The organism is Micromonospora sp. R311, from assembly GCF_056780015.1.
This window is the reverse complement of the sequence record NZ_JBSWCE010000006.1, coordinates 52,690-72,969: the sequence shown is the minus strand read 5'-3', so window position 1 is coordinate 72,969 and position 20,280 is coordinate 52,690. Positions and strand designations below refer to the sequence as shown.

The 20,280-nt window shown below is 73.9% G+C and carries 20 protein-coding genes; 17 read left to right on the top strand and 3 right to left on the bottom strand.

What is annotated here, in order from left to right; genetic code table 11:
* Positions 1 to 110: 110 nt before the first annotated feature.
* The 4 genes from AC1WTP_RS06670 to AC1WTP_RS06655 all read left to right on the top strand — a co-directional run bounded on the left by AC1WTP_RS06670 (position 111) and on the right by AC1WTP_RS06655 (position 2,953).
* Positions 111 to 593 (top strand): UDP-N-acetylglucosamine--LPS N-acetylglucosamine transferase, encoded by a 483-nt coding sequence (locus AC1WTP_RS06670; RefSeq protein WP_481648340.1) that lies wholly within the window; start codon positions 111 to 113, stop codon positions 591 to 593.
* Positions 594 to 727: 134 nt separating this feature from the next.
* Positions 728 to 1,306 (top strand): glycosyltransferase, encoded by a 579-nt coding sequence (locus AC1WTP_RS06665; RefSeq protein WP_481648464.1) that lies wholly within the window; start codon positions 728 to 730, stop codon positions 1,304 to 1,306.
* Entirely contained in the window at positions 1,303 to 2,223 is a 921-nt protein-coding gene (locus AC1WTP_RS06660; RefSeq protein WP_481648339.1) for a glycosyltransferase family 2 protein, read from the top strand. The genes AC1WTP_RS06665 and AC1WTP_RS06660 overlap by 4 nt, the downstream gene beginning before the upstream one ends.
* 73 nt (positions 2,224 to 2,296) lie before the next feature.
* The gene (locus AC1WTP_RS06655) at positions 2,297 to 2,953 is read left to right on the top strand and encodes a methyltransferase domain-containing protein (RefSeq protein WP_481648338.1); all 657 of its coding nucleotides are present in this window, start codon (positions 2,297 to 2,299) and stop codon (positions 2,951 to 2,953) included.
* A gap of 43 nt (positions 2,954 to 2,996) precedes the next feature.
* On the opposite strand, the gene AC1WTP_RS06650 is transcribed toward AC1WTP_RS06655, so the two are convergent.
* Entirely contained in the window at positions 2,997 to 4,220 is a 1,224-nt protein-coding gene (locus tag AC1WTP_RS06650; protein ID WP_481648337.1) for a cation:proton antiporter, read from the bottom strand.
* 182 nt (positions 4,221 to 4,402) lie between these two features.
* On the opposite strand from AC1WTP_RS06650, the gene aroC reads away from it, so the two are divergent.
* Both aroC and AC1WTP_RS06640 read left to right on the top strand, forming a co-directional pair.
* Positions 4,403 to 5,581: a chorismate synthase gene (gene aroC, locus AC1WTP_RS06645; protein WP_481648336.1), complete on the top strand. Its 1,179-nt coding sequence runs from the start codon at positions 4,403 to 4,405 to the stop codon at positions 5,579 to 5,581.
* Positions 5,578 to 6,093 (top strand): shikimate kinase, encoded by a 516-nt coding sequence (locus AC1WTP_RS06640; protein ID WP_481648335.1) that lies wholly within the window; start codon positions 5,578 to 5,580, stop codon positions 6,091 to 6,093. Before aroC ends, AC1WTP_RS06640 begins: the two co-directional genes overlap by 4 nt.
* 43 nt (positions 6,094 to 6,136) lie before the next feature.
* Here AC1WTP_RS06640 and AC1WTP_RS06635 read toward each other — a convergent pair whose 3' ends face one another.
* Positions 6,137 to 6,865, bottom strand: a complete 729-nt coding sequence (locus tag AC1WTP_RS06635; protein WP_481648334.1) for an alpha/beta fold hydrolase — start codon at positions 6,863 to 6,865, stop codon at positions 6,137 to 6,139.
* 80 nt (positions 6,866 to 6,945) lie between these two features.
* Between AC1WTP_RS06635 and AC1WTP_RS06630 the strand changes: the two genes are divergently transcribed.
* The 5 genes from AC1WTP_RS06630 (at position 6,946) to nusB (ending at position 10,937) form a co-directional block, all read left to right on the top strand.
* Positions 6,946 to 7,944, top strand: a complete 999-nt coding sequence (locus AC1WTP_RS06630) for a helix-turn-helix transcriptional regulator (RefSeq protein WP_481648333.1) — start codon at positions 6,946 to 6,948, stop codon at positions 7,942 to 7,944.
* Positions 7,945 to 7,954: 10 nt separating this feature from the next.
* A complete protein-coding gene (gene aroB, locus AC1WTP_RS06625; protein WP_481648332.1) occupies positions 7,955 to 9,031 on the top strand; it encodes a 3-dehydroquinate synthase in 1,077 nt (358 codons plus the stop codon).
* Positions 9,028 to 9,471: a type II 3-dehydroquinate dehydratase gene (aroQ, locus tag AC1WTP_RS06620; protein ID WP_481648331.1), complete on the top strand. Its 444-nt coding sequence runs from the start codon at positions 9,028 to 9,030 to the stop codon at positions 9,469 to 9,471. Before aroB ends, aroQ begins: the two co-directional genes overlap by 4 nt.
* Positions 9,472 to 9,945: 474 nt before the next feature.
* A complete protein-coding gene (efp, locus tag AC1WTP_RS06615; RefSeq protein WP_111245702.1) occupies positions 9,946 to 10,503 on the top strand; it encodes an elongation factor P in 558 nt (185 codons plus the stop codon).
* Between the two features lie 23 nt (positions 10,504 to 10,526).
* On the top strand, positions 10,527 to 10,937 hold the full coding sequence (gene nusB, locus AC1WTP_RS06610) for a transcription antitermination factor NusB (protein ID WP_447137993.1): 411 nt from the start codon (positions 10,527 to 10,529) through the stop codon (positions 10,935 to 10,937).
* 87 nt (positions 10,938 to 11,024) lie between these two features.
* On the opposite strand, the gene bldD is transcribed toward nusB, so the two are convergent.
* Entirely contained in the window at positions 11,025 to 11,513 is a 489-nt protein-coding gene (bldD, locus tag AC1WTP_RS06605; RefSeq protein WP_013285505.1) for a transcriptional regulator BldD, read from the bottom strand.
* Between the two features lie 283 nt (positions 11,514 to 11,796).
* Between bldD and pyrR the strand changes: the two genes are divergently transcribed.
* Genes pyrR through AC1WTP_RS06575 form a run of 6 tightly spaced genes read left to right on the top strand, consistent with a single transcriptional unit; the run spans position 11,797 to position 20,148 of the window.
* Entirely contained in the window at positions 11,797 to 12,381 is a 585-nt protein-coding gene (gene pyrR / locus AC1WTP_RS06600; RefSeq protein ID WP_447137972.1) for a bifunctional pyr operon transcriptional regulator/uracil phosphoribosyltransferase PyrR, read from the top strand.
* The gene (locus tag AC1WTP_RS06595; RefSeq protein WP_481648330.1) at positions 12,378 to 13,304 is read left to right on the top strand and encodes an aspartate carbamoyltransferase catalytic subunit; all 927 of its coding nucleotides are present in this window, start codon (positions 12,378 to 12,380) and stop codon (positions 13,302 to 13,304) included. The genes pyrR and AC1WTP_RS06595 overlap by 4 nt, the downstream gene beginning before the upstream one ends.
* A complete protein-coding gene (locus AC1WTP_RS06590; RefSeq protein ID WP_481648329.1) occupies positions 13,301 to 14,578 on the top strand; it encodes a dihydroorotase in 1,278 nt (425 codons plus the stop codon). Before AC1WTP_RS06595 ends, AC1WTP_RS06590 begins: the two co-directional genes overlap by 4 nt.
* Entirely contained in the window at positions 14,578 to 15,741 is a 1,164-nt protein-coding gene (gene carA, locus AC1WTP_RS06585; RefSeq protein ID WP_481648328.1) for a glutamine-hydrolyzing carbamoyl-phosphate synthase small subunit, read from the top strand. Before AC1WTP_RS06590 ends, carA begins: the two co-directional genes overlap by 1 nt.
* Positions 15,734 to 19,108 carry a carbamoyl-phosphate synthase large subunit gene (gene carB, locus AC1WTP_RS06580; protein ID WP_481648327.1) on the top strand — a complete coding sequence of 1,125 codons (3,375 nt, stop codon included), beginning with the start codon at positions 15,734 to 15,736 and terminating at the stop codon, positions 19,106 to 19,108. Before carA ends, carB begins: the two co-directional genes overlap by 8 nt.
* Entirely contained in the window at positions 19,105 to 20,148 is a 1,044-nt protein-coding gene (locus AC1WTP_RS06575) for a quinone-dependent dihydroorotate dehydrogenase (protein ID WP_481648326.1), read from the top strand. The genes carB and AC1WTP_RS06575 overlap by 4 nt, the downstream gene beginning before the upstream one ends.
* Positions 20,149 to 20,280 lie beyond the last annotated feature (132 nt).

Sequence of the window (20,280 nt, the reverse complement as noted above, 5' to 3'; positions counted from 1 at the left end):
CGAACGGTGATCAGTTGACCGTCCGGTCGCCCTATACACCGGCCCGGAAAGCTGTGATCTGCTTCGACGTGGCGCCGACCGTACTTCCAAGCGAACTTGTGGGGAGTCGCGTGGACACGAACATCGAGGATGTCGGGGATCCTCCCGTCCTGCTGCTGGTCGGGTCCAGCGGCGGCCACCTGGCCCAGTTGCTGGCCCTGCGGTCCTGGTACGAACGCTGGCGCCGGTGCTGGGTCACCTTCGACACGCCCGAGGCGGTGGCGCTGCTCGCCGGCGAGGAACTGGTGCCGGCCCACCACCCGACCACCCGCAACGTCCCCAACCTGCTGCGCAACGCGGTACTGGCCTGGCGGGTGCTGCGCCGGCGGCGGGTCGCCGCGGTGGTGACCACCGGCGCGGGCGTCGCCGTCCCGTTCGTCGTGCTGGCCCGGCTCCGTCGCATCCCGACCGTCTACATCGAGGTGTACGACCGGATCGACACGCCGACGCTGACCGCCCGGCTCTGCCGCCCGTTCCTGTCCGCGATGCTCGTGCAGTGGGAGGAGCAGCGCCGGCAGTATCCCGAGGCGACCGTCGTGGGGACCCTGCTGTGAGCGGCACCGCCGACGCGGCCCCGGCGCACCGGGTCGCCCCGGGCCGGCCGGGGCACCGCCCGGCGCGGCCGGCCAACCGGGCCGAGCCGGCGACCCGGGTGCCCCGCCCCCGCGACCCGGCCGAGGTCGACCGGATCCACCTGCTGGTGGCCCTCGGCACCGACAAGCACCCGTTCGACCGGCTGGTCGACTGGCTCTGCGAGTGGCACGCCGAGGTCGCCGACCGGGTCGACCTCACCGTGCAGCACGGCCACACCCCGGCCCCCGCCCGGCGCGACGCGGTGCCCTTCCTCGGCCACGACGCGCTGCAGGCCGCGATGGCCGGCTCCGACCTGGTGGTCTGTCACGGCGGGCCGGCGACCATCCTGGAGGCCCGCCGGCACGGCCACCTGCCGATCGTGGTGCCCCGCGACCCGGCCTACGGCGAGCACGTCGACGACCACCAGCAGCTGTTCTCCCGGCGGCTGGGCGCCGCCGGCATGGTGGCGCTCTGCGAGTCCCGGGAGGCGCTGCGCACCGCCCTCACCGCCGGCCTGGCCGACCCCGGCCGGTTCACCGTCGCCACCGACGCCGGCGCGGCCGACGCGAAGCGGGCTGCCGTGCGGCGGGTCGGGCAGATCGTCGAGGACCTGGTGGCCGCGGCGGCGCGGCGGCGGCACCGGGCGTGGTGGCGGCCGTGGCGCCGGCCCGGGCGGAACGGAGCGCGGCGATGACCGAACTCCCGAGCGTGAGCGCGGTCGTGCCCACCCGGGCCCGCCCGGAGCTGCTGCGGGCCGCCGTCCGGGCCGTGTTGGACCAGGACTACCCCGGCCCGGTCGAGGTGGTGGTGGTCTACGACCAGTCCGAGCCGGACGCCTCGCTGGCCGACCTCGGCCGCGCCGGCCGCCCGGTCCGGGTGATCTGTAACGGGCGCACCCCGGGGCTGGCCGGCGCCCGCAACTCGGGCACCCTGGCCGCCGAGGGGGAGCTGATCGCGTTCTGCGACGACGACGACGAGTGGCTGCCCGGCAAGCTGCGCGCCCAGGTCGAGGCGCTCACCGCCGTGCCGGGCGGCGAGTTCGTCAGCTGCGGCATCCGGGTCAGCTACGACGGGCACACCGTCGACCGGTCGCTGCCCCGGGACTCGGTCGCCCTGGCCGACCTGCTCCGCGACCGGATGACCGAGCTGCACCCGTCGACGTTCCTGATCCGGGCGGCCGCGCTGCGCGACGGGTTCGGGCTGGTCGACGAGGAGATCCCGGGCAGCTACGCGGAGGACTACGAGTTCCTGCTCCGGGCCGCCCGCAGCGCCCCGCTGGTCAACCTGCGCACCCCGTACGTGCTGGTGCGCTGGCACAAGCGGTCCTACTTCGCGCAGCGCTGGGACACCATCTCGGAGGCGTTGCAGTGGCTGCTGGCCCGCTACCCCGAGTTCGGCACCCAGCCGGCCGGGGAGGCGCGGGTCGCCGGGCAGATCGCCTTCGCCCGGGCCGCCTCCGGCGACCGGCGGGGCGCGGTGCGCTGGGCCCGCCGGACCATCCGCCGCAACCCGCGCGAGCCCCGGGCCTACCTGGCGCTCGCGGTGGCCGGGCGAATGGTGCGGGCCGACGCGGTGCTGCGCACCCTGCACAAGCGCGGCCGGGGCATCTGAGCCGCGCCCACTGCCTGCCCGCCGCCGTCCCGGGAGCGGGCCGGCCCAGACCCCGTAGACAAGGACTCCGCCGATGGCCCTCCACTCGCTCAGGTTCCGTCTGGTCGACTCGCCGAACTCCTACGGGGCGAAGCGGCGGGCGCGGCGCGCCGCCTGGTTGTCGGACACGTTCCCGAACCTCGCGGAGATGACCGTCCTCGACCTCGGCGGTCGGGTGGAGAGCTGGGCCCGGGTGCCGGTCCGCCCGGCACGCGTGCACGTGGTCAACCTCGAGCCGCTGCCGGCGGAGCTGCCCGACTGGGCCGAGGCGGACCACGCCGACGCCTGTGAGCTGCCGAAGAGCATCCTCAGCCGGCGCTACGACCTGGTCTTCAGCAACAGCGTGCTGGAGCACGTGGGCGGGCACGAGCGGCGCCGGCGGATGGCCGAGGCGATCCGCGAGCTGGCGCCGGCGTACTGGGTGCAGACGCCGTACCGGTACTTCCCGGTCGAGCCGCACTGGGTGGCGCCCGGCATGCAGTTCCTGCCGGTGTCGGCGCGGGTGGTGGTCGCCCGGAAGTGGCCGCTGGCGTACACCCCCGGCAAGTCCTACGAGGCGGCCATGCGCCAGGTGCTGACCACCGAGCTGATCGGCCGCGCCGAGCTGCGGTATCTCTTCCCCGAGGCCGTCATCCGGAACGAGCGGCTGCTCGGCCTGACGAAATCGATCATCGCGATCCGCAAGCCCTGAGGACGCGGGCGGCGCCACCGGGGTGGCCCCGCGGGTGCCGCGGTCAGCGCTCCCGGCGGCGGTCCCGCCGCTGCACCGACGCCTGGCGCAGCCGCTCGTACCAGGCCGGCGTGGTGGCCGGGTCGAAGATCCGGGCGATCACGATGTCGGTCGAGGAGTGCGCCAGGATCGACAGCACGATGGTCAGGGCCACCAGGTGGAAGACCTCGTCGCCGGCCGGGATGCCGGCCTCCAGCACCAGCAGGCCGTAGACCACCGAGGCGAAGCCCTTCGGGCCGAACCACATCGCGGCGAACTGCTCGGTACGGCTCAGGCGCGAGCCGAGGAACGACACGGCCAGGGCCAGCGGCCGGGCCAGCACGATGGCGAGCACCGCGAAGAGCCACCCCGACCAGGCGATCTCGCCGAGGAACTCGAACGAGATCAGCGCGCCGAAGACCAGCAGGGCGACCAGCTTGAACAGCTCCGCGACCAGCTCGCCGAAGTGCTCGAAGCTCTCCCGCTGCCGCTCGCCGAAGGTGGCCACGGTGATGCCGGCGGCGAACGCGGCGAGGAACAGGTTGGCGTGGGTGACCTGGCCCAGCGCCAGCACCAGCAGACCGATCGCCACCCCGTTCAGCGGCTCGTACTGGGTGGAGGCGGAGAAGAACCGCATCCGCTCCAGCCGCAGTGCCAGCCACGGCACCGCCACCCCGATCACCACGCCGAGCAGCAGTTCCAGGCCCAGCTCGTCCAGGTGCAGGTCGTCGGAGCCGGCCGCCACGGCCAGGAACAGGATGACGAACGGCAGCGCCAGGCCGTCGTTGATGCCGGACTCGACGTTGAGCAGGTGCCGCAGCCGGCCGGGCACCCGCTCGTTGCCCACCAGCGCCGCGGCGAAGACCGGGTCGGTGGGGGCGAGGATCGCCCCGAGCAGCAGTGCCTCCGGCCAGTCCAGCCCCGCGACGTAGTGGGCCAGCAGCGCCGTGATCAACAGGGTCAGCGGCAGGCCCCAGCCCAGCGCCCGGCCGGGCAGCCGCCAGGCCGACCGCAGGTCCGCCCAGCCGACCCGCATGCCGTCGGTGAAGAGCACGGTGAACAGCGCCAGCTCGGCCAGCGTCGACACGATCGGGGCGTCGGAGGTGATCTCCAGCACCCCGGTGGTCTCCGGGCCCAGCACGAAACCGGCGACCAGGAACAGCACCGCGGTGGACAGGATGCTCCGGTGCGCCAGGCTGGAGAGCAGGACGGCGAGCAGCAGGACCGCCGCGAACGCGAAGAGCAGCACCGGAAACTCCCGAAAATGGGGTCGACGAAGGATCTGCCGACCAGACTTCCCGGCGCGCCGCCATGATCGTACGGGTTCGCCACAAGAGGTGGCACCCCCCGTCCGGCGCCGGGCGCGTCCGCAGGGCGGGACGCGGCGGGCGCGGCGCCGCGGCGACCACCGGGCGTGACAGACTGAGCGCTGTGTTGCGCTGGTTGACTGCAGGTGAATCGCACGGACCCGCCCTCGTCGCGATGCTCGAGGGGCTGCCCGCCGGGGTCGAGGTGACCACCGGCGAGATCGCCGGCGAGCTGGCCCGGCGCCGGCTCGGCTACGGTCGGGGCGCCCGGATGTCGTTCGAGCAGGACGAGGTCGAGATCATCGGCGGGCTCCGGCACGGGGTCACCCTGGGCAGCCCGGTGGCCATCCGGGTCGGCAACTCCGAGTGGCCCAAGTGGCGCACGGTGATGGCCGCCGATCCGGTCGACCCGGAGGAGCTCGCCGGGCAGGCCCGCAACGCGCCGCTGACCCGGCCCCGGCCGGGCCACGCCGACCTGGCCGGCATGCAGAAGTACGGCCACACCGACGCCCGGCCGATCCTGGAGCGGGCCAGTGCCCGGGAGACCGCCGCCCGGGTCGCAGTCGGCACCGTCGCCAAGGCCCTGGTGCGCCAGGCGCTCGGTGTCGAGATCGTCTCGCACGTGGTCGAGCTGGGCCCGGTCGCCGCGAAGCCCGGGCTGCGCCCCCGCCCCGAGGACGCCGCCCGGATCGACGCCGACCCGCTGCGCTGCCTCGACCCGGAGGCCAGCGCCCGGATGGTCGCCGAGGTCGACGCCGCGAAGAAGGCCGCCGACACGCTCGGCGGCGTGGTCGAGGTGCTGGCGTACGGGGTGCCGCCGGGGCTGGGCAGCCACGTGCAGTGGGACCGCAAGCTCGACGCCCGGCTGGCCGCCGCGCTGATGTCCATCCAGGCCATCAAGGGGGTGGAGGTCGGCGACGGCTGGCAGCAGGCGCGCTCCCGCGGCTCCGAGGCGCACGACGAGATCATCCCCACCGCGACCGGGGTGCGGCGGGTCACCGACCGGGCCGGCGGGCTGGAGGGCGGCATCACCACCGGTGAGCCGCTGCGGGTGAAGGCGGCGATGAAGCCGATCTCGTCGCTGAACCGGGCGCTGGCCACCGTCGACGTCACCACCGGTGAGCCGGCCACCGCGATCAACCAGCGCTCGGACGTCTGCGCGGTGCCCGCCGCCGCGGTGGTCGCCGAGGCGATGGTCGCCCTGGTGCTGGCCGAGGCGGCCGTTGAGAAGTTCGGCGGTGACTCGGTCGCCGAGATGCGCCGCAACCTGGCCGGCTACCTCGACTCGCTGGTGATCCGGTGACCGGGCCGACCCGGCCGGTGTGCGTGCTCGTCGGCGCGCCGGGCTCCGGCAAGACCACTGTCGGTGAGGCGCTCGCCGACGCCCTCGGGGTCGAGTTCCGCGACACCGACGCCGACATCGCGCGGCTCGCCGGCAAGCCGATCCCGGAGATCTTCGTCGACGAGGGGGAGGCGCACTTCCGTACCCTCGAACGGGCCGCGGTGGCGGCGGCGCTGGCCTCCTGCTCGGGGGTGCTCGCCCTCGGCGGCGGCGCGGTCCTCGCCGAGGAGAACCGGGCCGCGCTGGTCGGGCACCCGGTCGTGCACCTCTCCGTCGAGCTGCCGGACGCGGTGAAGCGGGTCGGGCTCGGCGCCGGCCGGCCGCTGCTGGCGCTCAACCCGCGGGCGACGCTCAAGCACCTGATGGAGCAGCGCCGCCCGCTCTACGCCGAGGTGGCCACCGCGACGGTGGTCACCGACGGGCGGACCCCGGAGGAGATCGCCGCCGAGATCGTCGCGTTGTTGAAGCGCTGACCGGGCGCCGCCGGCCCGGGCACCGGGCCGGCGGCGCCGTGGGTCAGCTCCGGGCGATCGTGTCGAGCACCGTGGCGAGGCCCTTCGGTTCGCTGAGCATCGGCCAGTGCCCGGTGGGCAGGGCGTGCAGCTGGCCACCGGCCAGACCGGCCATGAACGGGTGTCCCTGCGCGATCATCTCCTCCACCACCGGCAGCGGGTACGTGCTGGCGACCAGCGCGGTCGGCACCGGCCGCCCGCCGGTGCGCCGGACCGGGTCGGTGGCGGCCCGCAGCGGGTGCGGCGTGGCCCGCGCCCGCAGCAGCCCGAGCGCGGTGTCGTCCAGGCCGGCGAGGTTCTCCGGATCCTCGGCCGGGTCCCAGGCGGGCGGCGGCAGCAGGTGCCCGGCACCGATCCGCGCGCGCAGCCGTTCCTGCTCCTCCGGCGGGTTGCTGTCGAACTGGGACATCCCGTCGGGCATCGGCACGCTCTCCACGTAGACCACCCGGGCAATCCGGTCCGGGATCCGGTCCGCGGCCTGGGTGACCGGCAGGCCGCCGCCGGAGTGCCCGACCAGCAGCACGTCGCGCAGGTCCTCCACCTCGATCAGCCGGACGATGTCGGTGGTGTGCGTCTCCAGGCCCACCTCCGGCCCGGCCAGGTGGGCCCGCTCGGCCACCCCGGTCAGGGTCACCGGGTGGACCTGGTGGCCCTGACCGCGCAGCGTCGCGGTCACCTCCCGCCACGCCCAGCCGCCCAACCAGAACCCCGGCACCAGCACGAACGTCGCCATCTGGATCTCCCTCTCTCGTCGGTCCGGGATACCGTACGATTGAATCCGGACGGTTTCCGCCCGGATTCAAGGAGTGTCCTGTGTCACATCCGGCCGGGCGGGTGCTCGGGCTGCTGGAGCTGCTGCAGAGCCACCACCGGCTCACCGGCGCCGAGCTGGCCGCCCGCCTCGGCGTGGACGAGCGGACCGTGCGCCGCTACGCCACCACCCTGGTCGACCTCGGCATTCCGGTCACCGCCGACCGCGGCCGGTACGGCGGTTACCGGCTGCGCCCCGGCTACAAGCTCCCGCCGCTGATGCTCACCGACGACGAGGCGGTGGCCGTGCTGCTCGGCCTGGTCGCCGCCGAACGGCTCGGGCTGGGCACCGAGGAACCGGCCACCGCCACCGCGCTGGCGAAGATCGGCCGGGTGCTGCCACCGGCGCTCGCCGACCGGCTCGCTGCCGTGCAGGAGCACCTCGGGTTCACCCTGCGGCGCGCCGAGGACGCCGCCCGGCCGGCCACCGGGACGCTGCTCACCCTGGCCGCGGCCGCCCGGCAGCGGCGCCGGGTGCGGCTGGCCTACCGGTCCTTCGCCGGCGCCGCGTCGCACCGCCGGCTGGACCCGTACGGCCTGGTGTTCCACGCCGGCCGCTGGTACGTCATCGGCCACGACCAGCTGCGCGGCGAGGTGCGCACCTTCCGGCTGGACCGGATCGGCGAGGTGGTGGCGGAGGGGGAGACCTTCGACGTGCCGGCCGGGTTCGACCCGGTGGCCCAGGTGACCCGGTCACTGGCCGGGGTGCCGTACGCCCACGACGTCGAGGTGCTGCTGGAGACCGATCCGGCCACCGCCCGACGCCGGGTCCCGCCCAGCGTGGCCGAGCTGACCCCGACCGCCGACGGGGTGCTGCTGCGCGCCCGGGTCGAGCGGCTGGACGGGATGGCGCAGCTGCTCGCCGGCCTCGGCTGGCCGTTCACCGTGCTCCGCCCGGACGCCCTGCGCGAGGCGGTCGCCGCGCACGCCCGGCGGCTCGCCGGCTGGGCGGCCCGACCACCGGATGGACGGTCGCCACCGGCCGGGCCGGGCCTGGACTAGGCTGCCGGCGATGGACGAGGTGACCCGGATCCCGGTCGGCGGCGAGCGCCCGTACGACGTGCTGGTGGGACGCGACCTGCTCGATCGGCCGCCGCGGCTGCTGCCCGGCGCGACCCGGGTGGCGCTGCTGTACGCCCCCCCGCTCAAGGCCCTGGCCGACGCCCTCGGCGAGCGGCTGCGCGCCGCCGGCGTCCGGCCGCTGCCGATCGAGGTGCCGGACGCCGAGGCGGGCAAGCGGCTCGAGGTGGCCGGCGCGTGCTGGGACCGGCTGGGCGAGGCCGGGTTCACCCGCGACGACGGCGTGGTGGGGATCGGCGGCGGGGCGGTCACCGACCTGGCCGGCTTCGTCGCGGCCTGCTGGCTGCGCGGGGTGCGCTGGGTGCCGGTGGCGACGTCGCTGCTGGGCATGGTCGACGCCGCCGTGGGCGGCAAGACTGGGATCAACACCGCGGCGGGCAAGAACCTGGTCGGCGCCTTCCACCCGCCGGCCGGGGTGATCTGCGACCTGTCCACCCTGGACAGCCTGCCCCCGGCCGAGCTGGCCGCCGGCATGGCCGAGGTGGTCAAGTGCGGGTTCATCGCCGACCCGGTGATCCTGGAGCTGGTGGAGCGGGATCCGGCGGCGGCCGTCGACCCGACCGGCCCGGTGGCCCGCGAGCTGATCGAGCGGGCGATCCGGGTCAAGGCCGACGTGGTCTCCGGCGACCTGCGCGAGTCCGGGGTGCGCGAGGTGCTCAACTACGGGCATACCCTGGCCCACGCGATCGAGAAGGTGGAGGGCTACCGCTGGCGGCACGGGCACGCGGTCGCCGTCGGCCTGGTCTACGCGGGCACGCTGGCCCGGCTCGCCGGCCGGCTCGACGAGGCCACCGCGCGGCGGCACCGCACCGCCGTGGCGGCGCTCGGCCTGCCCACCGGCTACCGGGCGGACGCCTGGCCGGAGCTGCTGGCCACGATGCGGGTGGACAAGAAGGCCCGGGGCGACAGGCTGCGCTTCGTGGTGCTGGACGGGCTGGCCCGGCCGGCGATCCTGGAGGGCCCCGACGACGCGCTGCTGCACGCCGCCTACCGCGAGGTCGGGTCATGAGGGTCTATGTGCTGAACGGGCCGAACCTGGGCCGGCTCGGCACCCGCGAACCGGCCGTCTACGGCGCCACGACCTACGCCGACCTGGTGGCGCTCTGCGAGGCGACCGGTCGCGAGCTCGGCCTAGACGTGACGGTCCGGCAGACCGACGCCGAGCACGAGCTGCTCGGCTGGCTGCACGCCGCCGCCGACGAGGGCGCCGCGGTGGTGCTCAACCCGGCCGCCTGGTCGCACTACTCGTACGCGGTCCGGGACGCCTGCGCGATGCTCCGCGGGCCGCTGATCGAGGTGCACATCTCCAACATCCACGCCCGGGAGGAGTTCCGGCACCACTCGGTGGTCTCCGCGGTGGCCACCGGGGTGATCTGCGGGCTGGGCGTGGACGGCTACCGCCTCGCCCTGCACCACCTGGCCGCTCGGACCGGCCAGGGAGCTGACTGACGGTCGCCGGCGTCGCCCTCGTCACCGACGGTGGCTCCGCCGCGGCCGTCACCGGTCGTCACCGGCCTTCACCGCGGGGTCGGGGCGACCACCCCGCCCCCGGCCCCTTTGCTCTGCTTCAACCGACGCAGCACCCGCTGATCTGGGACTTCCCGTGGGGCCTCCGGAGCAGGTCGCCTACCGGCGGTAACCGTTGCGTGGGTTGAAGCAGAGCAAAGGGGGATGGGTGGGGTTGGTTCCGGGGGCGGGTGGCCACGGTCGGTGGCGTTGTCGTCGCGGCGTCCGCCGACGGCGGGGAGCGGTCGCCTCCACCAACTCCGGCACCTTGAGCCGGCCCGGCCGTGCCCGTCGCAACCGCCAGGGGCCGGCGGTGGTTGGCGGCAGCGGCCGGCGAGGGGCTACGGCGGGCACCGGCATCCGGCGCAGCTAGTAGACTTGCCAGGTCTGTCCGCCAATTGATGATCAAGGCAGGAAATGGCCACCACCAACGACCTGAAGAACGGCCTGGTACTCAACCTCGACGGGGAACTCTGGTCCGTCGTCGAGTTCCAGCACGTCAAGCCCGGTAAGGGTGGTGCGTTCGTGCGTACCACGCTGAAGAACGTGCTCTCCGGCAAGGTGGTCGACAAGACCTTCAACGCGGGCACCAAGGTCGAGACCGCGACCGTCGACAAGCGCACCATGCAGTACCTCTACGCCGACGGCGAGGACTACGTCTTCATGGATCTGGAGACCTTCGACCAGATCACCGTCCCCGGCGGCACCGTCGGCGAGGCGGCCAACTACCTGCTGCCCGAGGCCGAGGCGACGGTGGCCACCCACGAGAGCGTCCCGCTCTACATCGAGCTGCCCACCAGCGTCGTGCTCGAGGTGACCTACACCGAGCCGGGTCTGCAGGGCGACCGCTCGACCGGCGGCAACAAGCCGGCCACCGTCGAGACCGGTGCGACCGTGCAGGTGCCGCTCTTCATCACCACCGGTGAGAAGATCAAGGTCGACACCCGCGACGGCCGTTACCTCGGCCGCGCCTGATGGCCGAGGGTCCCAAACAGCAGATGCCGGCGCGCCGCAAGGCGCGCAAGCGGGCGCTGGACGTGCTCTACGAGGCCGACCTGCGCGACCGGCCGCCGGTGGAGGTGCTGGCGGGCTACCTCGAGCGGATCGAGAAGCCCCGCCCGGAGCACCTCGACTACACGGTGAGCCTGGTCGAGGGCGTCGCCGCCCACCTCGACCGGATCGACGAGCTGATCGCGAGCTACGCCGAGGGCTGGACGCTCGACCGGATGCCGGCGGTCGACCGCAACCTGGCCCGGACCGCCGTCTACGAGTTGCTCTACGTCGACGAGATCGACGACGCGGTGGCGATCAGCGAGGCGGTGGAGCTGGCCCGGCAGATGTCGACCGACGACTCGCCGCGCTTCCTCAACGGCGTGCTCGGCCGGATCGCGGAGTACGCCACCCGCTGACCGCGGCCGGTCCGCCTCCCGCGTAAAGCGACACCGACCACGAAAGGCCCGTGCCGGACGGCACGGGCCCTTTCGGTGCGACAGCGGTCAGGAGGCGAAGAAGGCCCGGGGGTCGGCGACCAGCACACCGTGCTCGGTCAGCCGCTCGATCAGGCCGGACGGCGAGGCGTCGTAGACGATCGCCAGCGCGCGCAGGTCGTCAGCGCGGATGGAGAGCACCCGGCCGTTGTAGTCGCCGCGCTGCTGCTGGATGGCGCGGGCGTACCGGGCGACGTAGGCCAGGTCCTCCGAGGCCTCGTCGTAGAGCCGCTCCAGGTCGAGAACGATCTTGCTGGTCGGCTCGTGGCGCACCCCGCTGCCGTCGGGCAGCAGCTCCGAGACGGGAACTCGGTAGAAGTCGGCCAGCTCGGCCAGCCTGGACACCGTGACGGCCCGGTCGCCGCGCTCGTACGAGCCGACCACCACCGCCTTCCACCGCCCGTTCGACTTCTCCTCCACCCCCTGCAGGGACAGGCCCTGCTGCTGGCGGATGGAGCGCAGGCGGGCGCCCAGCGACTTGGCGTATTCAGAGGGCATTCGGACACTCCCAGTGCTGCTCGGGGTTCTCCCAGCTATCGCTACGGAGCGTGACGGTACGGGGATTGCGACACCTGGTCAAGTGGTCGTGACCTTCCCGTTGGGTACGCCGGGGGAGTTATCCCCATTTCGCCGGGCTGACCAGGTGCTCAGTGGCCGGCGGCGGTCCGGGCCGTGACCACTGGTAACGTGGCTGCAGCCCTCGCCGGGCCGGGTACGGTCCGGCGGGAGGATCCGACGTCCTTTAACGACCCGTCCCGTGAGGCGGGGAAGGAGGTCCGCCGTGGCCTACCCACCGGCTGCCCGGTCGCCGATCGCCCGACAACCCTCGGTGAAGGTGATTCTCACCAGCGCCGACGTCCAGCGCGTGGTCGACCGGATCGCCCACCAGATCCTCGAGAAGACCCAGGGCGCCGCCGACACCGTGCTGCTCGGCATCCCCACCCGGGGCGCCCCGCTCGCGAAGCGCCTCGCCGCCCGGATCAGCACCTTCGAGGACGTGGCCGTCCCGGTCGGCGTGCTCGACATCACCCTCTACCGCGACGACCTGCGCCGGCACGCCACCCGCGCGGTCGGGCCCACCCAGTTGCCGCCCGGCGGCATCGACGGCAAGCGGGTCGTCCTCGTCGACGACGTGCTCTTCTCCGGCCGCACCGTGCGGGCCGCGCTGGACGCGCTCAACGACGTCGGCCGCCCGGCCTCGGTGCAGCTCGCCGTCCTGGTCGACCGCGGCCACCGGGAACTGCCGATCCGCGCCGACTACGTCGGCAAGAACATCCCGACCTCGCTGGCCGAGAGCGTCAAGGTGACGCTCGCCGAGACCGACGGCGCCGACGAGGTCAAGCTGTACGGGGGGACGCCCGCATGATCCGGCACCTGCTCTCCGGCGGCGACCTGGACGCCGCCACCGCCACCCAGATCCTGGACACCGCGGCCGAGATGGCCACCGTCGCCGGCCGCGAGGTCAAGAAGCTGCCCGCGCTGCGCGGCCGCACCGTGGTCAACCTCTTCTACGAGGACTCCACCCGCACCCGGATCTCCTTCGAGGCGGCGGCGAAGCGGCTCAGCGCCGACGTGATCAACTTTTCCGCCAAGGGGTCCAGCGTCGCCAAGGGCGAGAGCCTGAAGGACACCGCGCTGACCCTGCAGGCGATGGGGGCCGACGCGGTGGTGGTGCGCCACCCCGCCTCCGGCGCCGCGCACCGGCTCGCCAACTGGGTCGACGGCTCGGTGGTCAACGCCGGCGACGGCACCCACGAGCACCCGACCCAGGCGCTGCTGGACGCGTACACCATGCGCGCCCGGCTGGGCCGGCTCGCCGGCCTCTCGGTGGCGGTGGTCGGGGACGTGCTGCACAGCCGGGTGGCCCGCTCCAACGTGCTGCTGCTGTCCACCCTCGGCGCCAAGGTGACCCTGGTCGGGCCGCCCACGCTGATCCCGGTCGACATCGCGCAGGCGCTCGCCCCCGGCACCGACGTCTCCTACGACCTGGACGCGGTGCTGCCCAGCTCGGACGTGGTGATGATGCTGCGGGTGCAGCGGGAGCGGATGAACGACTCCTACTTCCCGTCCGCCCGCGAGTACGCCCGCCGCTACGGGCTGGACGGCCCGCGGATGCGCCGGCTGCCCGAGCACGCGATCGTCATGCACCCCGGCCCGATGAACCGGGGCATGGAGATCACGCCGGAGGTCGCCGACTCGCCCCGCTCCACCATCGTCGAACAGGTCGCCAACGGGGTCTCCGTCCGGATGGCCGTCCTCTACCTGCTGCTCGGGGGGAACAACTCATGACCACGTACCTGATCAAGGGGGTCAGCGTGGTGGGGGCCGCGCCGACCGACCTGCTGATCCGCGACGGCGTCGTCGCCGAGGCCGGCGCCGGGCTGACCGCCGCCGGCGCCACGGTGGTCGACGCCACCGGACTGGTCGCCCTGCCGGGCCTGGTCGACCTGCACACCCACCTGCGCGAACCGGGCCGGGAGGACGCCGAGACCGTGGAGTCCGGCTCCCGGGCCGCCGCCCTGGGCGGCTACACGGCGGTCTGCGCGATGGCCAACACCTCGCCGGTGGCCGACACCGCGGGCGTGGTCGAACAGGTCTGGCGGCTCGGCCGGCAGGCCGGGCTGGTGGACGTGCAGCCGATCGGTGCGGTCACCGTCGGGCTGGCCGGCGAGCGGCTGGCCGAACTGGGTGCGATGGCCGACTCGGCGGCCCGGGTACGGATCTTCTCCGACGACGGGCACTGCGTGGCCGACCCGCGGCTGATGCGCCGGGCGCTGGAGTACGTCAAGGCGTTCGACGGGGTGATCGCCCAGCACGCCGAGGAGCCCCGGCTGACCGAGGGCGCGCAGATGCACGAGGGGGAGGTCTCCACCCGCCTCGGGCTGACCGGCTGGCCGGCGGTGGCCGAGGAGGCGATCATCGCCCGGGACGTGCTGCTCGCCGAGCACGTGGGCAGCCGGCTGCACGTCTGCCACGTCTCCACCGCCGGCAGCGTCGAGGTGCTGCGGCACGCCAAGGCCCGCGGGGTCCGGGTCACCGCCGAGGTGACCCCGCACCACCTGCTGCTGACCGACGAGCGTGCCGAGACCTACGACCCGGTCTACAAGGTCAACCCGCCGCTGCGCACCGCCGCCGACGTCGCCGCCCTGCGTGCCGCGCTGGTGGACGGGGTGATCGACATCATCGCCACCGACCACGCCCCGCACGCGGTGGAGGACAAGGAGTGCGAGTGGGCGTACGCCCGGCCGGGCATGCTCGGCCTGGAGACGGCGCTGTCGATCGCCCTCGACGTGCTCGGCCCGGGGTGGGACCTGATCGCCGAGCGGATGTCGCGCATCCCGGCCCGGATCGCCGGGCTGGACTCCCACGGCGTCGACCCGGCCCCCGGCGCGCCGGCCAACCTGACCCTGGTCGACCCGGCCGCCCGCCGGGTGATCGAGCCGGCCGAACTGGCCAGCCGCAGCCGCAACACCCCGTACGCCCGCATGACGCTGCCGGGTCGCATCGTGGCGACCTTCCTGCGCGGCGAGCCGACGGTCCTGGACGGAAAGGCTGTCAAGTGATGGCGAAGCGCAGGCCCGCGATCCTCGTCCTGGAGGACGGGCGGACGTTCCACGGCGAGGCGTACGGCAGCGTCGGGGAGACCTTCGGTGAGGCGGTCTTCAACACCGGCATGACCGGCTACCAGGAGACCCTGACCGACCCCTCCTACCACCGGCAGGTGGTGGTGCAGACCGCGCCGCACATCGGCAACACCGGCGTCAACGGCGAGGACGACGAGTCCGGCCGGATCTGGGTGGCCGGCTACGTGGTCCGCGACCCGGCCCGGATCGGCTCCAACTGGCGGGCCACCGGTGGGCTGGAGGACCGGCTCGCCACCGAGGGCGTGGTCGGCATCAGCGGGGTGGACACCCGGGCGCTGACCCGGCACCTGCGCGAGCGCGGCGCGATGCGGGTCGGGGTCTCCAGCGTGGAGACCGATCCGCGGGCGTTGCTGGCCCGGGTCCGGCAGTCCCCGCCGATGGTCGGCGCCGACCTCTCCGCCGAGGTCACCACCGCCAAGCCGTACGTGGTCGCCGCCGAGGGCGAGCACCGGTACACGGTGGCCGCGCTGGACCTGGGTATCAAGCGCAACGTGCCGCGCCGGCTGGCCGCGCGCGGGGTCACCACGCACGTGCTGCCCGCCGGTTCGACCATCGACGACCTGCTGGCCACCGGCGCCGACGCGGTCTTCTTCTCGCCCGGCCCCGGCGACCCGGCCACCGCGGACGGCCCGGTCGCGCTGGCCCGCGAGGTGCTGCGCCGCGAGATCCCGCTGTTCGGCATCTGCTTCGGCAGCCAGATCCTCGGCCGGGCGCTGGGCTTCGGCACCTACAAGCTCGGCTACGGCCACCGCGGGATCAACCAGCCGGTGCTCGACCGGGCGACCGGCAAGGTCGAGGTGACCAGCCACAACCACGGCTTCGCGGTCGAGGTCCCGGCTGCCCGGCAGGGCGCGGTCGTGCCCGACCAGGTGATCGAGACCGGGTTCGGCGGCGTCCAGGTCAGTCACGTCTGCCTCAACGACAACGTGGTCGAGGGGCTGCGGGCGAAGGACGTGCCCGCCTTCACCGTCCAGTACCACCCAGAGGCGGCGGCCGGCCCGCACGACGCGGACTACCTCTTCGACCGCTTCGCCGAGCTCATCGAGGGCCGCAACCACAGCGAGGGGCGCACGAATGCCTAAGCGGACCGACCTCAAGCACATCCTGGTGATCGGCTCCGGGCCGATCGTGATCGGGCAGGCCTGCGAGTTCGACTACTCCGGCACCCAGGCCTGCCGGGTGCTGCGCAGCGAGGGGATCCGGGTCAGCCTGGTCAACTCGAACCCGGCGACGATCATGACCGACCCCGAGTTCGCCGACGCCACGTACGTCGAGCCGATCACCCCGGAGTTCGTCGAGCTGGTCATCGCCAAGGAGCGCCCGGACGCCGTGCTGCCCACCCTCGGCGGGCAGACCGCGCTGAACACCGCGGTCGCGCTGCACGAGTCCGGCGTGCTGGAGAAGTACGGCGTCGAGCTGATCGGCGCGAACATCGAGGCGATCCGCCGCGGCGAGGACCGGCAGCTGTTCAAGGACATCGTGGCCAAGGCGGGCGTCCGGCTCGGCCTCGACGACCCGGCCGGCCTGGTGCCCCGCTCCCGGGTCTGCCACTCGATGGACGAGGTCGAGGCCACCGTCGCCGAGCTGGGCCTGCCGGTGGTGATCCGGCCGTCGTTCACCATGGGCGGCCTGGGCTCCGGCATGGCGCACACCGCCGAGGAGCTGACCCGGATCGCCGGCGCCGGGCTGGCCGCCAGCCCGGTGCACGAGGTGCTCATCGAGGAGAGCGTGCTCGGCTGGAAGGAGTACGAGCTCGAACTCATGCGCGACCGCCACGACAACGTGGTGGTGGTCTGCTCCATCGAGAACCTGGACCCCATGGGCGTGCACACCGGCGACAGCGTCACCGTCGCCCCGGCCATGACGCTGACCGACCGGGAGTACCAGCGCCTGCGCGACCTGGGCATCGCGGTGCTGCGCGAGGTCGGGGTGGACACCGGCGGCTGCAACATCCAGTTCGCGGTCAACCCGGCCGACGGCCGGATCGTGGTGATCGAGATGAACCCGCGGGTGTCCCGCTCCTCGGCGCTGGCGTCGAAGGCGACCGGCTTCCCGATCGCGAAGATCGCCGCGAAGCTGGCCATCGGCTACACCCTCGACGAGATTCCCAACGACATCACCCTGAAGACCCCGGCCGCGTTCGAGCCGGCGCTGGACTACGTGGTGGTGAAGATCCCGCGGTTCGCGTTCGAGAAGTTCCCCGGCGCCGACCCGGAGCTGACCACCACGATGAAGTCGGTCGGCGAGGCGATGAGCCTGGGGCGCAACTTCACCGAGGCGCTGAACAAGGCGATGCGCTCGATGGAGACCAAGGCGGCCGGGTTCTGGACCCAGCCCGACCCGGCCGGCGCGACGAAGGAGAACACCCTCGCCGCGCTGCGGATGCCGCACGACGGCCGGCTCTACACGGTGGAGCGGGCGCTGCGGCTGGGCGCGTCGATCGCCGAGGTCACCGCGGCCTCCGGCGGGATCGACCCGTGGTTCCTGGACCAGATCGCCGCCCTCGTCGAGCTGCGCGCCGAGATCGTCGCCGCCCCGGTGCTCGACGCCGACCTGCTGCGCCGGGCGAAGCGGGCGGGCCTGTCCGACCGGCAGCTGGCGGCGCTGCGTCCGGAGCTGGCGGCCGAGGACGGGGTACGCACCCTGCGGCACCGCCTGGACATCCGCCCGGTCTACAAGACGGTGGACACCTGCGCGGCCGAGTTCTCCGCGGTCACGCCCTACCACTACTCCTCGTACGACCAGGAGACCGAGGTGGTCGGCTCGGCCCGGCCCAAGGTGCTTATCCTCGGCTCCGGGCCGAACCGGATCGGGCAGGGCATCGAGTTCGACTACTCCTGCGTGCACGCGGTGATGGCGCTGCGCACCGCGCCGGTCGCCGCCGGATCCGGGGCCGCCGGCTACGAGACCGTCATGGTCAACTGCAACCCGGAGACGGTCTCCACCGACTACGACACCGCCGACCGGCTCTACTTCGAGCCGCTCACCTTCGAGGACGTGCTGGAGGTCTGGCACGCCGAGGACACCTCCGGCAGGGCCGCCGGCGGCCCCGGCGTGATCGGGGTGATCGTGCAGCTCGGCGGGCAGACCCCGCTCGGCCTGGCCCAGCGGCTGAAGAACGCCGGGGTGCCGGTGGTCGGCACCTCGCCGGAGTCGATCCACCTGGCCGAGGAGCGGGGCGCCTTCGGCGCGCTGCTGGCCCGGGCCGGGCTGCGCGCGCCGGCGCACGGGATGGCCACCTCGTACGACGAGGCGAAGGCGATCGCCGAGGAGATCGGCTACCCGGTGCTGGTGCGGCCCTCGTACGTGCTGGGCGGCCGGGGCATGGAGATCGTCTACGACGACCCGACGCTGCGCGACTACATCGGCCGGGCCACAGAGATCTCGCCGGACCACCCGGTGCTGGTGGACCGCTTCCTCGACGACGCGATCGAGATCGACGTGGACGCGCTCTGCGACGCCGACGGCGAGGTCTACCTCGGCGGGGTGATGGAGCACATCGAGGAGGCCGGCATCCACTCCGGCGACTCGTCCTGCGCGCTGCCGCCGATCACCCTGGCCGGCTCGCACCTGGCCGAGGTCCGCCGGTACACCGAGGCGATCGCCCGGGGGATCGGCGTGCGCGGCCTGCTCAACGTGCAGTACGCGCTCAAGGACGACGTGCTCTACGTGCTGGAGGCGAACCCGCGCGCGTCCCGGACGGTGCCGTTCGTCTCGAAGGCCACCGCGGTGCCGCTGGCCAAGGCGGCGGCCCGGATCGCGCTCGGCGCCACGATCGCCGAGCTGCGCGCCGAGGGGTTGCTCCCGGCCGGCGGGGACGGCGGCTCGCTGCCGGCGGACGCCCCGATCGCGGTGAAGGAGGCGGTGCTGCCGTTCAAGCGGTTCCGCACCCCCACCGGCAAGGGCGTGGACTCGCTGCTCGGCCCGGAGATGAAGTCGACCGGCGAGGTGATGGGCATCGACACCGCCTTCGGGCACGCCTTCGCGAAGAGCCAGTCGGCGGCGTACGGCTCGCTGCCGACCGGCGGCAAGATCTTCGTCTCGGTCGCCAACCGGGACAAGCGCGGCATGATCTTCCCGGTCAAGCGCCTGGCCGACCTCGGCTTCGAGATCGTCGCCACCACCGGCACGGCCGAGGTGCTGCGCCGGCACGGCATCGCCTGCGAGCAGATCCGCAAGCACTACGAGGCGGGCGAGGGCGAGGACGCCGTCTCGCTGATCCTCGGCGGCGACGTGGCGCTGGTGATCAACACGCCGCAGGGCTCGGGGGCCAGCGCCCGTTCGGACGGCTACGAGATCCGCAGCGCCGCCGTCACCGCCGACATCCCGTGCATCACCACGGTGCCCGGCGCGGCGGCGGCGGTGATGGGCATCGAGGCGCGCATCCGCGGCGACATGCAGGTCCGCCCCCTTCAGGAGTTGCACGCCGCGCTGCGGGCCGAGCAGTGATCTTCGAGTGGGCGGTGCGGCCGGGGCTGTTCCGGATCGGGGGCGGGGACGCCGAGGCGGCGCACGAGTGGACGCTGCGCCGGCTGGCGGCGCTCTCCCGCCGGCCGGCGGCGCTGGCCGCCCTGCGCGCCCGGTACGCCGTCCGGGCGCCGCGCACGGTGTTCGGGGTCGAGTTCCCCAACCCGGTCGGGCTCGCCGCCGGGATGGACAAGGACGGCGCCGCGCTGCCCGCCTGGCCGGCGCTGGGCTTCGGCTTCGTGGAGGTCGGCACGGTCACCGCGCACCCGCAGCCGGGCAACCCCCGGCCCCGGCTGTTCCGGCTGCGCGACAGCGAGGCCGTGGTCAACCGGTTGGGCTTCAACAACGCCGGGGCGGCGGCCCTCGCGGCCCGGCTGGCGGCGCTGCCCCGCCCGCTGGGGGTGCCGCTGGGCATCTCGCTGGGCAAGTCCAAGGTGACCCCGCTGGACGAGGCGGTCGCGGACTACCAGGCCTCCTACCGGGCGCTGCGCGGGCACGGCGACTACTTCGCGGTCAACGTCTCCTCGCCGAACACTCCGGGGCTGCGGGCGTTGCAGGACCGGGGGCACCTGGACGCGCTGCTCGCCGCGCTGGTGGGGGAGAAGCCGGTGCTGGTGAAGATCGCCCCGGACCTGACCGAGCCGGCCATCGCCGAGCTGCTGGAGGTCTGCCTGGCCCGGGGCGCGGCCGGGGTGATCGCCACCAACACCACGCTCGCCCGGGACGGGTTGGCCCCGGCGGACCGGCCGCGCGGCGCGGAGGCCGGCGGGCTCTCCGGGCGGCCGCTCGCCGGCCGGGCCCGGGAGGTGGTCGCCTTCGTGCACCGGGAGACCGGGGGCCGGCTGCCGATCGTCGGCGTCGGCGGCATCGTGGACCCGGACGACGCGGCCCGGATGTTCGACGCCGGCGCCGCCCTGGTGCAGCTCTACACCGGCTTCATCTACCGCGGCCCGGCCCTGGTCCGGGCGGTGGCCCGGGCGTCGGCCGCCGCTGCGGCGCCGGCCGGGACCGCGAGCCGGTGAGCCGCCGTCCCGGCGGCGTCCGACCCGCGGCGGCGGCATCCGCCGGCCGCGCCCGGCGCGACGTGGGACGACAGCGACCGGGAGGAACCCCCGCCGGCGCCCTTTGCTCTGCTTCACTCCACGCAACACTTC